General features: G+C 36.2%; 16 protein-coding genes. 12 read left to right on the top strand and 4 right to left on the bottom strand.

What is annotated here, in order from left to right; all coding sequences use genetic code 11:
* Positions 1–14: 14 nt before the first annotated feature.
* Positions 15–1,292: a diaminopimelate decarboxylase gene (gene lysA, locus WH390_RS01825; protein WP_032115512.1), complete on the bottom strand. Its 1,278-nt coding sequence runs from the start codon at positions 1,290–1,292 to the stop codon at positions 15–17.
* 121 nt (positions 1,293–1,413) lie between these two features.
* Here lysA and WH390_RS01830 point away from each other — a divergent pair, with 121 nt between their 5' ends.
* The 3 genes from WH390_RS01830 (at position 1,414) to WH390_RS01840 (ending at position 4,357) form a co-directional block, all read left to right on the top strand.
* Positions 1,414–2,346, top strand: a complete 933-nt coding sequence (locus WH390_RS01830; protein ID WP_032115513.1) for a LysR family transcriptional regulator — start codon at positions 1,414–1,416, stop codon at positions 2,344–2,346.
* A 472-nt stretch (positions 2,347–2,818) separates the two neighbouring features.
* Positions 2,819–3,691, top strand: a complete 873-nt coding sequence (locus tag WH390_RS01835) for an MBL fold metallo-hydrolase (protein WP_032115514.1) — start codon at positions 2,819–2,821, stop codon at positions 3,689–3,691.
* A 15-nt stretch (positions 3,692–3,706) separates the two neighbouring features.
* The gene (locus WH390_RS01840) at positions 3,707–4,357 is read left to right on the top strand and encodes a DsbA family protein (RefSeq protein ID WP_032115515.1); all 651 of its coding nucleotides are present in this window, start codon (positions 3,707–3,709) and stop codon (positions 4,355–4,357) included.
* A gap of 142 nt (positions 4,358–4,499) precedes the next feature.
* On the opposite strand, the gene WH390_RS01845 is transcribed toward WH390_RS01840, so the two are convergent.
* Complete coding sequence (locus tag WH390_RS01845) at positions 4,500–4,874, bottom strand: DUF4354 family protein (protein WP_032115516.1); 375 nt, start codon at positions 4,872–4,874, stop codon at positions 4,500–4,502.
* A gap of 131 nt (positions 4,875–5,005) precedes the next feature.
* Positions 5,006–5,692 carry an A24 family peptidase gene (locus WH390_RS01850; protein ID WP_052044890.1) on the bottom strand — a complete coding sequence of 229 codons (687 nt, stop codon included), beginning with the start codon at positions 5,690–5,692 and terminating at the stop codon, positions 5,006–5,008.
* Positions 5,693–5,948: 256 nt separating this feature from the next.
* Between WH390_RS01850 and rsmE the strand changes: the two genes are divergently transcribed.
* The 9 genes from rsmE to hemW all read left to right on the top strand — a co-directional run bounded on the left by rsmE (position 5,949) and on the right by hemW (position 12,809).
* Positions 5,949–6,680 (top strand): 16S rRNA (uracil(1498)-N(3))-methyltransferase, encoded by a 732-nt coding sequence (gene rsmE / locus WH390_RS01855; RefSeq protein ID WP_032115517.1) that lies wholly within the window; start codon positions 5,949–5,951, stop codon positions 6,678–6,680.
* 9 nt (positions 6,681–6,689) lie between these two features.
* Positions 6,690–7,655: a glutathione synthase gene (gshB, locus tag WH390_RS01860; protein WP_032115518.1), complete on the top strand. Its 966-nt coding sequence runs from the start codon at positions 6,690–6,692 to the stop codon at positions 7,653–7,655.
* A gap of 193 nt (positions 7,656–7,848) precedes the next feature.
* Positions 7,849–8,412, top strand: a complete 564-nt coding sequence (locus tag WH390_RS01865) for a YqgE/AlgH family protein (RefSeq protein ID WP_032115519.1) — start codon at positions 7,849–7,851, stop codon at positions 8,410–8,412.
* Entirely contained in the window at positions 8,412–8,831 is a 420-nt protein-coding gene (gene ruvX / locus WH390_RS01870; RefSeq protein ID WP_032115520.1) for a Holliday junction resolvase RuvX, read from the top strand. Before WH390_RS01865 ends, ruvX begins: the two co-directional genes overlap by 1 nt.
* A 90-nt stretch (positions 8,832–8,921) precedes the next feature.
* Positions 8,922–9,605 carry a YggS family pyridoxal phosphate-dependent enzyme gene (locus WH390_RS01875; RefSeq protein ID WP_032115521.1) on the top strand — a complete coding sequence of 228 codons (684 nt, stop codon included), beginning with the start codon at positions 8,922–8,924 and terminating at the stop codon, positions 9,603–9,605.
* Positions 9,606–9,650: 45 nt separating this feature from the next.
* Positions 9,651–10,472: a pyrroline-5-carboxylate reductase gene (proC, locus tag WH390_RS01880; RefSeq protein WP_032115522.1), complete on the top strand. Its 822-nt coding sequence runs from the start codon at positions 9,651–9,653 to the stop codon at positions 10,470–10,472.
* Positions 10,473–10,489: 17 nt separating this feature from the next.
* A complete protein-coding gene (locus tag WH390_RS01885; protein WP_032115523.1) occupies positions 10,490–11,077 on the top strand; it encodes a YggT family protein in 588 nt (195 codons plus the stop codon).
* 15 nt (positions 11,078–11,092) lie between these two features.
* Positions 11,093–11,686, top strand: a complete 594-nt coding sequence (gene rdgB / locus WH390_RS01890) for an RdgB/HAM1 family non-canonical purine NTP pyrophosphatase (RefSeq protein WP_032115524.1) — start codon at positions 11,093–11,095, stop codon at positions 11,684–11,686.
* Positions 11,679–12,809, top strand: a complete 1,131-nt coding sequence (gene hemW, locus WH390_RS01895; protein ID WP_032115525.1) for a radical SAM family heme chaperone HemW — start codon at positions 11,679–11,681, stop codon at positions 12,807–12,809. The genes rdgB and hemW overlap by 8 nt, the downstream gene beginning before the upstream one ends.
* 65 nt (positions 12,810–12,874) lie before the next feature.
* Here hemW and WH390_RS01900 read toward each other — a convergent pair whose 3' ends face one another.
* Positions 12,875–13,927 carry a hypothetical protein gene (locus WH390_RS01900; RefSeq protein WP_032115526.1) on the bottom strand — a complete coding sequence of 351 codons (1,053 nt, stop codon included), beginning with the start codon at positions 13,925–13,927 and terminating at the stop codon, positions 12,875–12,877.
* Positions 13,928–14,091: the final 164 nt, after the last annotated feature.

Consider the following 14,091-nt stretch of genomic DNA (forward strand, 5'->3'; position numbering starts at 1 on the left):
GGGGCTTAAGCTCCCTAATCACTACTTATCAAACTCGTTTCTAATGCCAACAATTCTGCCAATGTTTGACGCCGACGAATTAATTTTGCCTCACCATTTAAATACATTACCTCAGCGATTAACGGCCGACTATTATAATTAGAAGACATTGAAGCACCATAAGCACCAGTATCATGAAAGACTAAATAATCTCCCACATAAATTTCAGGTAATAAACGAGGCACAACAGCGCCGGTATTTGTCTGGGTAAAAACATCACCAGACTCACATAAAGGACCAGCTACTAGTGTTTCACGTAAATTTCCATCAGTAAGATCTCGATTATCCGCTGGCAAGACAGAAATATGATGATAACAACCATACATAGCAGGACGCATTAGATCATTAAAACCACTATCAACTAATACATAATGATTTTTGCCCATTCTTTTTATTGCTCTTACTTCAGCTAAAAGCACGCCAGATTCTGCTACCAAGTAACGACCAGGCTCAATTTCTAATGTTATATGATGCCCCAAATGAGCTGAAATACGTTCACGAGCATCATGCCACAAAGCAAAATAATGGTTAATATCAATTCGCTCTTCAGCTAAATTATAAGGGATCGACAATCCCCCACCAGCTGAAATTGCTTGTATATCACAGCCACTTAAGATGACCTGCTCTACCATTGCCTCACAGACTTTAGCCAAGTGGCAATAATCAACCCCAGAACCAATATGCATATGTATACCGACCAGCGTTAACTGATATTGATTAATTTTTTCAATCGCTAATGGCAAATCACTAAACCAGATACCATGCTTACTATTTTCTCCACCGGTGTTGGTTTTTTGGCTATGACCATGGCCAAATCCTGGATTGATACGTAACCAAATAGCATGATGTCGTTTGGCTTTTCCCAATTGAACGAGCATGTCAATAGAGCCGACATTAACAGGAATATCTAACTCTATTACACGCTCAATAGTTTGCTTTTCAATGACATCTGCGGTGAATACAATTTCGGCTTGTTCTCTACCTGGGCGAAAACCTGCAACTAACGCCCTTTCGATTTCGCCTAATGATACAGCATCAACTTTCACGCCTTGTTGACGCATCAAACGTAAAATATGAATATTAGAGCACGCTTTTTGTGCAAAACGGATCGCATCGAACGCAGCTAACTGCTTAATCGCCTGTATAATGACTTCACTATCATAGATCCAAATAGGAGTCCCGAATTGAGCGGGCAGTTTAATTAATTGTTCTGCCGTCAAATATCGACTTATGGTGGTTGCAAACGTTGTCATTGATAACCTTAATTTATTTTTTCATTTTTTTTATTATTAATAGAGAAAATAAGCATTAAAAATATCTATTTAGCTATAGTCTATTCATATAGGATATAAATAACAGCAGCGAGTTATGTAAATGAAAACTTTTTCCTGGCGTCATATAGAAATTTTTCGCGCGGTCATGACCACCAAAAACTTAACTGATGCAGCACAATTAGTTAGAACATCTCAGCCTACCGTCAGCCGTGAAATTAGCCGTCTAGAAAGTCTGTTACGATTTAAGTTATTTGATAGGATCAAAGGACGGCTATTGCCAACGGCTCAGGGATTAAGGTTATTCGCAGAAGTCGAACGTTCTTATTATGGATTAGAAAGGATCTATAATATGGCGGAAATTATCAGACAATTTAGAGACACGCAACTTTCAGTTGCCTGTTTACCGGTATTTAGTCAGTCGTTATTACCTAAAGCCTGTAAGCGGTTTCTACTCGATTACCCTGAAGTTAATTTTACCATTACCTCCCAAGAGTCACCTATATTAGAGGAATGGCTTTCGGCACAACATTATGATATCGGTTTGACAGAACATCGGCAGATACCCACCGGTACTTATGGTGATATTTTAACTAGCCTAAATGAAGTTGTTGTGTTACCTCGTATGCACCCACTGAGTAAAAAAAAATATTTAACCGCTAAAGACTTTAATAATGTTGCTTTTATTAGTCTTTCAATAACGGATAGTTATCGACAAGCCATTGATACATTTTTTGCAGAACAACATATTAGCCGACGAATGATAATGGAAGTCCATAATGCTTCCTCTGTTTGTGCTATGGTAAGGGAAGGATTGGGTATATCAATCGTCAACCCATTTACCGTTATCGATTTTTTACAACATGATCCTGATAGCCTCTGCATCAGACCTTTTATTAAACCCATTCCTTTCACTGTCAATTTAATTAAACCAATGCATCGGCCTTCTTCTGAACTTACCGAACGATTTATTCAATGCCTAAAAATTACGATTAAAGAATTTGAAACTCAGTTACTGACTGCCTTTAATTATTGATTATTTTTAATCTGATCCATTAACCAACTTAAGTTTATAGAATTCAATAATAATTTAAATATTACTAATTTATTTTTAATAAACACAATGATAATTAAAAATAATTAGATTATTTTTTGATTATTTAATAATCTGTCACGCTGAGACAATAGGATCATTTCCTTAGTTAACTGTTTTATTGATAAATTGTCGATCCACAGTAATACTCTTTTATAAATGGGCGAAATTTGCCAAACTAGCGACTAAAATACTATTTGCTGGATAATTGTGAACATTAATGGTTATTAGAAACAAACTAAATTTTTATGCCAGCAATTACTGGGCAATAAAGGTAACAAATCTGGTGAAATGATGTTGCTATCCAGTGTGAATACTCATTTTTTGCCACACTTTGCTGTCAATTGTATTATTTTTCTTCCAATTTTTACTATTTGCTATAAGTGATTAAACATTCAGTATTAAGGAAAACATTATGAAAGTTGTTTCCATCATTACAATGGCTACTCTCTTTACTTTCAGCGCATTAGTTCAAGCCACTAATTTGAAAATGTCAGTCTACAATCCAGGTGAAAAAAGTATTTTTCCCGTCTCTTCTGAAATTATTAGTGGTGATCACCAAGCAATCCTTATTGATGCACAATTTCAAAAAAATGATGCGGAAGAATTAGTTAATCGTATAAAAAAAACAAATAAAAAACTAACAACAATTTATATTAGTCATTCTGATCCCGATTATTATTTTGCACTAGAGGTCATTACTAAAGCTTTTCCTAACGCAAAAGTATTAGCAACTGCCGAAACTGTTAAAGCGATAAAAGCGTCCAAAGATGGTAAACTGGCCTATTGGGGGCCTATATTGAAAGAACAGGCACCAACCAAGATTATTGTTCCTGAAGTGTTACAAGGTAATACATTAGTGGTTGATGGTGAAAAAATTAAAATTCAGGGATTAAAAAGTGCCGCACCTGATCGTACTTTTGTCTGGATCCCAAAACTTAAAGCTGTTGTTGGTGGCGTACTTGTTTCTGACAATATCCATGTCTGGACAGCTGATACACAAAGCAAAGCATCTCGCCAACACTGGCAACAAGCCCTTGAAAGTATCAAACAACTTAAGCCAAAAGTCGTTATTCCCGGTCATTACCTTGAACCATCAGCAAAAGATATTACTACCGTTACTTTTACACAAAACTATTTGAAAAAACTAGAAAAAGCTTTAGCAAAAAGCAAAAATTCAACTGAAGTTATTGACATGATGAAGCAAGCTTACCCAAATTTAAAGGAGCCTGCTAGTCTTGAATTAAGTGCCAAAGTATTGAAGGGCGAAATGAAATGGCCACAATAATTTCGCGAGGAAAAAATGTCACCAATAACCTTACACTATATCTTTGATCCTTTCTGTGGTTGGTGTTATGGCGCGTCTCCATTGATAGAAATTGCAGCTGGTCAGCCGAATATTAAACTACAACTTCATGGTGGTGGTATGCTGACAGGCCACAACCGAGTAAAAATAGACGATCAATGGCGTCAATTTTTGTTGGATACTGATAAGCAGATAGCCGGTATAACGGGGCAAACATTTGGAGATAATTATCACCAAATGTTACAACAACATGACGTAATACTTGACTCATTACCACCGATAACAGCAATTATTACCGCTGATAAATTAGCAAATAAAGGTTTAGCAATGTTAAACGCCATCCAAACAGCCCACTATATTGATGGCCTTCGGGTTAGTGACGAAAACATTTTATTGCAATTAGCCCAGCAGATTGGACTAGATAAACAGTTATTTCAACAAACTTTTGCCATAAATAAAGATGAACCAACAAACAAGCATATCCAATCAAGTCGTACCTTATTACATCAAGTTGCTCGTTCCGGTTTTCCGACCCTAATTGCTCAGCATAATGAAAACCTGATGGTAATAAATTTAGATAAATATTTTACTCAACCACAACTATGGCAAAATTATCTGGAAAATTTATCGGCGGCTTCCTTATCATAAAAATTATTTATTTTTTTCCATGGAAGGAAAAAAGTTAACTATTGTTTATTTAGCATAATAAATTTGAAAACAATTAAAATGTAGGCCTTTAGTAATTTAACGCAGCTTATTATTGTAAAGTTAAGCTGCGTTTAGAGATTATTTATTTACATTTATCAGTTAATTTAACCACTGCTGCTTTAGCAATATCACGATTAATAGATGCAAATACTATCAAGCCTTTTGCACTTTCGTTATTTTTTAGCACTTTATTATGTAAATTCTCATCAATAGTATCTACCTTAAACTCTCTTGAACCTAAAAAAGCTTTAAAACAATATTTAGATAGATCAATATCTTTTTCAGACGCATTTACCACCGTAACATCAAATGTTTTTGTGTAATAGGATTTTTTTGCCGAAGAGATACTACCGTCTTCTTTTTGGCTGGCAAATACCGTAATACCATCTGGCACAGATGCTATAATTGAAAATGAACAACAGAGAAGAAAAGATAATAACAAACTTGCTTTTTTCATTTTAACTTTCCTCATATTTCATCTAACGAGTTAAAAGCACATAAAAATTAATAAAGTCTCTTTTCAATAAAAAATACTAGTCTAAGTTTAACAAAGTTACCCATAGCCCCAAATATCGACATGCTAACTTGTTAGAGAATAATTTTTATGAGCCAATCTTCTTTAAAATATTTAATCAACATCAAACCAATACCTGCACTAGCTAATGCAGGGCCAAAAGCAATTTTATCTGGCTTATAGCGTATCTTGATCCATAAAAGAATATAATTAAGTAAGCCAAGACAAGCAGATAATAGCATTAAATAAGGTAAAATATATACCCCTAACCAAGCCCCATAAGCCGCCACAAGTTTAATATCTCCTTGTGCTAATCCTCTACGCTTAATAGCTAATTTAAAAAAACCATAAATAAACCAAAATATTAAATAACTAACCAAGGCACCATAAATAGCCAATAACAACTGTTCATTAGATTGCATGGCATGAAAAAGCAACGCTAACACAAGTAATGGATAGACTAATAAATCTGGCAAATAACCTGTCTGATGATCAATAAACCCAAGTAATACGCTAAACCAAACGAAAAAAAGTAAAATCACTATATGGCTAAGATCTGTGATCAGCAAAAATATGATAGTGAAAGGAATAAAAAGAGTAATAAAAAGAAGATATCTACTAGGTGAGTCATGCGATCTATAATTAAATAGATAAAGGGGTAAATAACTAACTAATAAATGGCTTAATGGTAATAAAATAATTGTTATAACAAATGATTGAATCAACAGCCAATACGAAAAAGTGGTTAGCCATGTTGCCATCTTCAAATTCCTTTTTGAAAAACCGCATTATTCACTCAGCATTCTTTTCCAATATCCATAAATAAAAAAACAATGCTTTATAACAGTTCTACAATAAATATTAACAATAATCCGGTTGTAAGCGAATTTTTGCGAATTTGTACGCAAAATAAAAAAGGAAAATCAATAGCTAGCAAGACAGCTTGCTAGTTTATTTTCCCATCTTTATTATAGGCACAATATTTTGCTAGCATCGAGTTTATAAGGAAGCATGGCTATGCGCGTTCCTCGGATCTATCATCCTGAACCATTAGAATCAGGCGCAATAATACGATTAAGCGATAATGCCACTAACCACGTTAGTCGAGTTCTACGTATGAGTGTAGGACAAAATATTGAGTTATTTGATGGCAGTAATTCTATTTTCATAGGGCAAATACTTGAGATTAATAAAAAGTCAGTTAAAGTCCAACTCGGGATGGCGACAACTGCAAACAGAGAATCCCCTTTAGATCTCCATCTTGGACAAGTTATTTCTCGTGGGGAAAAAATGGAATTCACTATTCAAAAATCAGTAGAACTGGGCGTCAATATCATTACTCCTCTTATTTCTGAACGCTGTAATGTTAAATTAGAGCCTGGACGACTCAGTAAAAAGCTACAACAATGGCAGAATATTGCCATTTCTGCTTGCGAACAATGCGGACGTAACAAAATCCCCTTAATTCGTCCAGTTATGCCTCTTGAAGCTTGGTGCACAGAAAAAGATGATGCATTAAAAATTAATCTCCATCCTAAAGCCCAATCAAGTATTAATACACTGCCCGCTGCGGTAAATAAAATTAGGTTACTCATTGGCCCAGAAGGTGGTCTTTCGCCAGATGAAATCATAATGACAACTAACTACCAATTTACTAATATCCCACTAGGGCCTCGGATATTAAGAACAGAAACCACTGCGTTAACTGCAATCACAGCATTACAAGTTCGCTTCGGCGATCTTGGTTAAGGAGACAAAATGTTCAAATTAGGTATTGTGATGGATCCCATCTCAACCATAAAAATTAAAAAAGATAGTAGTTTCGCTATGCTATTAGAAGCACAACGCCGTGGATATGAAATTCACTATATGGAAATGGACGATCTCTATTTATTACAAGGTGAAGCTTACGGACATACCAGACAACTGATCAACATCAAACAAGATACTGCACAATGGTATCAATTTGGTACTGAACAAGATATTGCTTTGAAAAATCTTGATGTTATTTTAATGCGTAAAGATCCTCCTTTTGATACTGAATATATTTATGCCACTTATATTCTTGAAAGGGCAGAATATGCGGGTAGTCTAATTGTCAATAAACCTCAAAGCCTGCGGGATTGTAACGAAAAATTATTTACCGCCTGGTTTCCTCAATTAACACCTGATACGTTAGTAACCCGAAATAATAAAAAACTGCGAGAATTTCATCAAAAACATGGTGATGTCATCTTTAAACCTCTAGATGGAATGGGTGGCGCATCGATTTTCCGTTTAAAGAAAGATGATCCTAATGCCAGTGTCATTATTGAAACATTAACTCAACATGGCCAGCGCTTCTGTATGGCTCAGGATTACTTACCTGCTATCAAGCAAGGTGATAAACGGGTGTTGGTTGTCGATGGTGAACCAGTTCCTTATTGCTTAGCTCGTATTCCTGCTCAAGGTGAAACGCGAGGAAATTTAGCGGCAGGAGGATATGGTGAAGCAAGACCATTGACAGAAAGTGATTGGAAAATTGCCAGAACGGTCGCACCTATATTAAAGGAAAAAGGATTAATTTTCGTTGGCTTAGATATTATTGGTGATCGCTTAACCGAAATTAATGTTACCAGTCCTACCTGTATACGTGAAATTGAAGCAGCATTTTCGGCTATATCAATTACAGGTATGTTATTTGATGCAATAGAAAAACGACTGGCTGCAAAAACAGTAAATTAACCACAGCTAACACTACAGTTAACTGAATAATAAGATAGGATACTATAAATGTTTTCTATTGTTATAAAATATTAATATCTTACAGTCAGCCGAAAATAAAATTTAAACAATCGCGAATGTGTTTCATTAATTATTTTTTAACTTTTAATTCAGGTATATTTTATTGATAATTCAGGAAAATAAGTTTAATAATATGAATTTACAAAACCACTTTCTCATTGCCATGCCAACGTTATTAGATCCGTATTTTCAAAAGTCGGTGGTTTATATCTGTGAGCATAATGAAAAAGGTGCTATGGGTCTCGTTATCAATAGACAAATCGAACAAATTTCAATCAATAGCATATTAAAAAATTTAAACATTAAAACGACAGAATACGATCATATAACTGAATTAAGTCAACCGGTTTTTTCTGGTGGCCCGATCGCAGAAGCTCATGGTTTTATTCTACATTCGCCACAAAATAGTTTTAGTTCTACCTTAAAGCTTTCTGATGAAATTATGATCACAACGTCAAAAGACATTCTCGAAACTTTAGGTACTACCAAACAACCAGAAAAAACACTTATTGCCTTGGGATATTCAAGCTGGGAACAAGGGCAACTGGAAAAAGAGATAATGGAAAATAGTTGGCTAACCGCCAAAGCAAATAGCAATATCATTTTTCACACCCCCATTTCTGAACGTTGGCGTGAAGCCGCTGCTTTAATTGGGATTGATATCTTTAATATTTCAAATCAAGCGGGTCATGCATAATGGCAAACAGAACAATTATTGCTTTTGATTTCGGTACACTGAGTATAGGTATCGCCATTGGGCAGGAAATTACAGCAACTGCACGCCCTTTAACTGCAATAAAAGCAAAAGATGGTAAGCCTAACTGGTTAGACATTGAAAAAATAATACAAGAGTGGCAACCTGAACTGGCTATCGTTGGACTTCCTCTCAATATGGACGGAACAGAGCAGCCAATAAGTAATCAAGCCCGTAAATTTGCTAATCGTCTGCATGGGCGCTTTGGTATCCAAGTTACATTACACGATGAACGCTTAACAACAATAGAAGCGCGAGCACAACTATTTAATCAGGGTGGCTATCGGGCGTTAAATAAAAGTAAGATTGATTCCATTTCTGCTGTCATTATTTTAGAAAGTTGGTTTGAACAACATGCTTAATCAGCATAATGACAATAAACTGTCACGCACAGCCGTGACAATGAAATTATATTTTTATCCTATTTCATTTTCATTTAGCATCCAAATTTTATGAATACAATCCAACAAAATCTGATTAATGTCAAAAATCGCATTATACAAGCGGCCAAAAAATATCATCGAGAGCCCGAAGGTATTACTCTGCTGGCCGTCAGTAAAACAAAATCTTGTGATGCAATTCAAGAGGCTATCGATGCGGGACAATACCAGTTTGGTGAAAATTATCTGCAAGAAGGGATAGAAAAAATCGCCTATTTTAGTAACAAACAGGATTTAATATGGCATTTTATCGGCGCGCTACAATCCAATAAAAGTCGATTAGTAGCAGAGCATTTTGATTGGTGTCATACTATTGATAGATTAAAAATAGCACAACGATTAAATAATCAGCGTCCGATAAATAAAGCGCCACTAAACGTGCTAATCCAAATTAATATCAGTGATGAAGTAAGTAAATCAGGTATCACACCAGCAGAGTTAGATAAATTAGCGGCTGAAATTGTATTATTACCAAACCTAAAATTACGTGGTTTAATGGCAATTCCAGCGCCAAATAATGAGCTTAGCCAACAGATGTCAATTTTTCGTAGCATGGAAAATTTATTCAATCAGTTAAAAAAACAATATCCAGATATTGATACACTTTCAATGGGCATGACCGCAGATCTTGATATTGCAATTGCTTGTGGTTCAACATTAGTCAGAATTGGCACAGCTATTTTTGGTTCCCGATAATGAATCAATTTGAAAATCAAGGCAATCAATAAAAGGAGCAATATAATGCAACAGCGAAAAATTACCTTTATCGGCGCTGGGAATATGGCTCACGCGATTATTGCCGGATTAATTTCAGCTGGCTATCCGGCAAATAACATCACAGTCTGCTCCCCCACCAGCAAAAATCGCGATCAACTGGTAAAAAAATATGGCATACATGGAAAAAGCGATAACGGTGATGCAAGCAAACATGCAGATGTTATTATGCTTGCTGTTAAGCCCCAGATTATGGAAACTGTTTGTCAATCACTAAAAGAACAGGTTAATTTTGCCAATAAACTGGTTTTGACAATTGCCGCTGGAATTCCGGTGAAACGTTATCAACAATATCTCGCGCCTAACATAAGTCTGGTGCGTGTTATGCCTAACACGCCATCACTAGTAGGCCAAGGTGTTAGTGGTTTGTATGCCATGGATTCAGTATCAAAGAATGATAAAACTTTTGCCACAGAACTAATGGCAAGTGTTGGCAAAGTTTTCTGGCTGACTAACGAAGCCGCAATTAATGATATTATTGCCGTTACTGGTAGTGCACCTGCTTACTTTTTCCTATTTATGGAATTAATGCAACAGGAGGCTGAACGGCTTGGTTTTGATAGTAAAACAGCAAGAGAGCTGGTTTTATATACCGCCCAAGGTTCTGCTGCTCTGGCGGCAACCAAATCAGATCTCTCTTTTGCGACACTAAGAGAACAAGTGACTTCGAAAGGCGGCACTACGGCTAAAGCCTTAGAGCAGTTTTATCAAGCTAATTTATCTCAAATTGTCACCGACGCAATGCGTGCTGCAATCCGCCGCGCTGAAGAAATGGAAAAACAATATTGATTTATCAGGATAATTAAATGCAATTTTTAACTTTTATCGTACCAACCATTATTCAACTATACATTATTATTTTATTGCTACGAGTTTGGATGCAATGGGTCAGAGCGGATTTCTATAATCCATTTTCCCAATTTGTGGTCAAAACAACTCAACCAATTGTAGGGCCCTTACGGCGCTTTATTCCTGCTATTGGAGCTATTGATACCGCAACTTTATTGGTCGCTTATATTCTTACCATAGCCAATATTCTTTTTGTCATGTGGGCAACGAACACGCTCGCTTTAATCAGCATAACGCTATTACCTATTAGCTTTATTCAATTATTAACTTATGCCGGCAAGTTAGTTTTTTGGCTGATCTTAATTCGAGCTATTCTTAGTTGGATAAGCCAAGGTCGTAATCCTATTGATTATATGCTTATGCAATTAACTGAACCTTTAATGTCACCTATTCGTCGTATTATCCCTGCTATGGGCGGGTTAGATTTCTCAGCCATGATTGTAATGCTGATTTTGATTGCTTTAAATTATCTGCGCCTGGATATTCTGCTATTCATTGATCCGACTATTACCAGCATACTCTATTCAGTTGGCTATTTAATGTAAAGGTGAGCAAATTTCATGCATAAAGTGGTATTAGCAACGGGTAATGCCGGCAAGGTAATTGAATTCACTGAACTGTTAAAAGAGTGTAACTTAAATATTATTGCCCAAACTGAGTTAGCTATTAGTGTAATTGAAGAAACTGGGCTAACTTTTGTTGAAAATGCGATATTAAAAGCACGCCATGCGGCAAAAGCCTCTGGTTTCGCGGCCATTGCCGATGATTCAGGCCTTTCGGTTAATGCGTTAAAAGGTGCGCCGGGGATCTATTCAGCTCGCTTTGCCGGTGAAAATGCATCTGACGAAGAAAATTTGCACAAACTATTATCCATCCTGAAAGATATTCCGGACAACCAACGCCAAGCTCAATTCCATTGTGTACTCGTTTATCTGCGCCATTTTGCCGACCCAACACCGATTATATGTCACGGTATATGGCAAGGTGTGCTAACCCATGAACCTAAAGGTAGCAACGGTTTTGGTTATGATCCGATTTTTTATGATAGCAAACTAAAACTTACCGCAGCTCAATTAACCAAAGTGCAAAAAAATGCAGTATCGCATCGTGGGCAAGCATTAAAAATGTTATTAGGATCTTTAACTAATGCTTAAATTACCGCCATTGAGTCTGTATGTGCATATTCCCTGGTGCGTGCAAAAATGCCCTTATTGTGATTTTAATTCACATGCACTAAAAGGTGAGTTGCCCCAACAAGAATATGTCACACATCTACTAACCGATCTTCAAGCTGACCTTGCACTGATAAATGGTCGTCAAGTTAAGAGTATTTTTATTGGTGGCGGTACACCTAGTCTACTCGACGCTAAGGCAATGCAATCGTTACTTGATGGTATACGTCAAAGATTATCGCTGGCAGCTGATGCCGAAATCACCATGGAGGCAAATCCTGGTACCGTTGAGGCTGAACGTTTTAGCCAATATCAACAAGCTGGCATTAATCGGATTTCTATTGGAGTACAAAGTTTTGCTGCCGATAAACTCACAAGATTAGGCAGAATACATGGCCCCGAAGAAGCTATCCAAGCCGCTTGTCTGGCTTCAGCATTAAATTTACGTAGTTTTAATCTTGATCTAATGCATGGTTTACCTGATCAGTCACTTGAACAGGCACTTTCTGATCTGCAACAAGCAATTGATTTATTTCCGCCCCACATTTCTTGGTATCAATTAACGATTGAACCGAATACCCATTTTGGCTCCTGCCCGCCAGTATTACCTAATGATGATGCGCTGTGGGAGATTTTTTCAGAAGGACATCAGCTACTTAATAAAGCCGGATATCAACAATATGAAATATCTGGTTATGCCAAGCCTGGCTATCAGTGTCAGCACAATTTAAATTATTGGCGTTTTGGCGATTATCTAGGCATTGGCTGTGGCGCACACGGAAAAATCTCTTTTGCCGATGGTCGTATTTTGCGAACAATGAAAACGAAACATCCCCGTGGCTATCTATCGGGGAACTATCTGTATCAGCAAAAGGAAGTAAACCAACCAGATAGGCCTTTTGAATTCTTTATGAATCGTTTTCGCTTACTTGAGGCAGTACCAAGACAGGATTTTATTGATTACACCGGTTTAGCGGAAAATGTCATTCGTCGTCAACTTGATAACGCGCTGGAGCAAGGTTATATCACAGAAACAAAATTGAGCTGGCAGATCACCGAACAAGGCAAATTATTTCTCAATTCTTTGTTAACACTATTTTTATAAAGCCATTTACATCCCATTTAGGGTGGGATGTAAATAACGGCATATTATTCTACTTTTCTAATCAACTATACTCTTTTATCTACTATAGTATTTCTATGCTTACCATCTGCATCATCGATATCAGGTTGAGGAATGCCAAATAATTTACCTAATGTCGTATCACCAATAACCTGTTCATTTAGTGATTGAATAGTTTCGGCACTGATAAGAGGACTTTTATTTTCAATTAGAATCTTAATGGGATCATACCTACCATTCGGCCAATCAATGGGATTACCCTTTGTCAGACTCTGAATGAAAATATCAATATGAGGAGCTACTGCATACTTTAGTATGGTATTTTGCCCAGTACGATTATTACCTTGTAAGCACAATTCTCTCAAATTGTGATAATTTCCACTTTGCAATGCATTCTTTAAAAGAGCACCTCTAAATTCACCGTGTAAATTATCTCTATTAGAAAATTCTAAACTTCCCTCTTTGAAGCGGGCAATAAATTCTGCTGAATCAGCAACTTCTTCGATTGCACAAAAATTTTTATGGCTATACTTCGGGTTGTCTAGGTCTTTTTCAAGCTGCTGGCGTATTTTTTCATTATCACTCATACATTGGATACTAGCCCTGATATAGTCATCATTACTATCATTTCCACTACCAAAAATATCAGGGTTATCAGATATATATTGGCGAAAAGCCATACCTGTCATAACTGCACAAAAAGCTCCATAAGAAGTGGTTGAACTATCAACTATCTCATTAGCTTGATATACAGTATGTTCTGCGATCTGTAATCGATAATTCCATTTACCGTATACATTAGGTGGATCAGCATCAATGATAAAATCTTTTTTGTGTTCAGGTTTGGCTAAATCAATCAATCGTTCAAATTTCAGTAGTTGTTTATTTGGTGAAGTATCATGGCATGCCGGCTGATTAATATGATCAAATAATATCTCTATTGCTTGCCGCTTCACGCCACCGTGAAAAAAGTCTTTAATCCGATCCCATAACCCCATATTTTGCGCTTCAGCTAATGTTTCTGCATTCATAACGCGATTAAGTCGACTTTCACTAAAGTTATAATTGTAATTATTGCCTAAATTCAATATGGTAGACATGCATTGTACTCCTATCAAAAACAAATTTTTTAGTAATTTATTTCATATAACAGGTTTGCTTGTTAAGTTTTATACTTAATATTCTATTTTTGTTGAAAGCAATCACTAGCAAAACTGTTTATTTAACGATAAGCATTATTATGCCTACAAACTATACTAATTTT

The sequence above is a fragment of the Candidatus Arsenophonus nilaparvatae genome (assembly GCF_045346035.1).
GTDB lineage: Bacteria > Pseudomonadota > Gammaproteobacteria > Enterobacterales > Enterobacteriaceae > Arsenophonus > Arsenophonus nilaparvatae.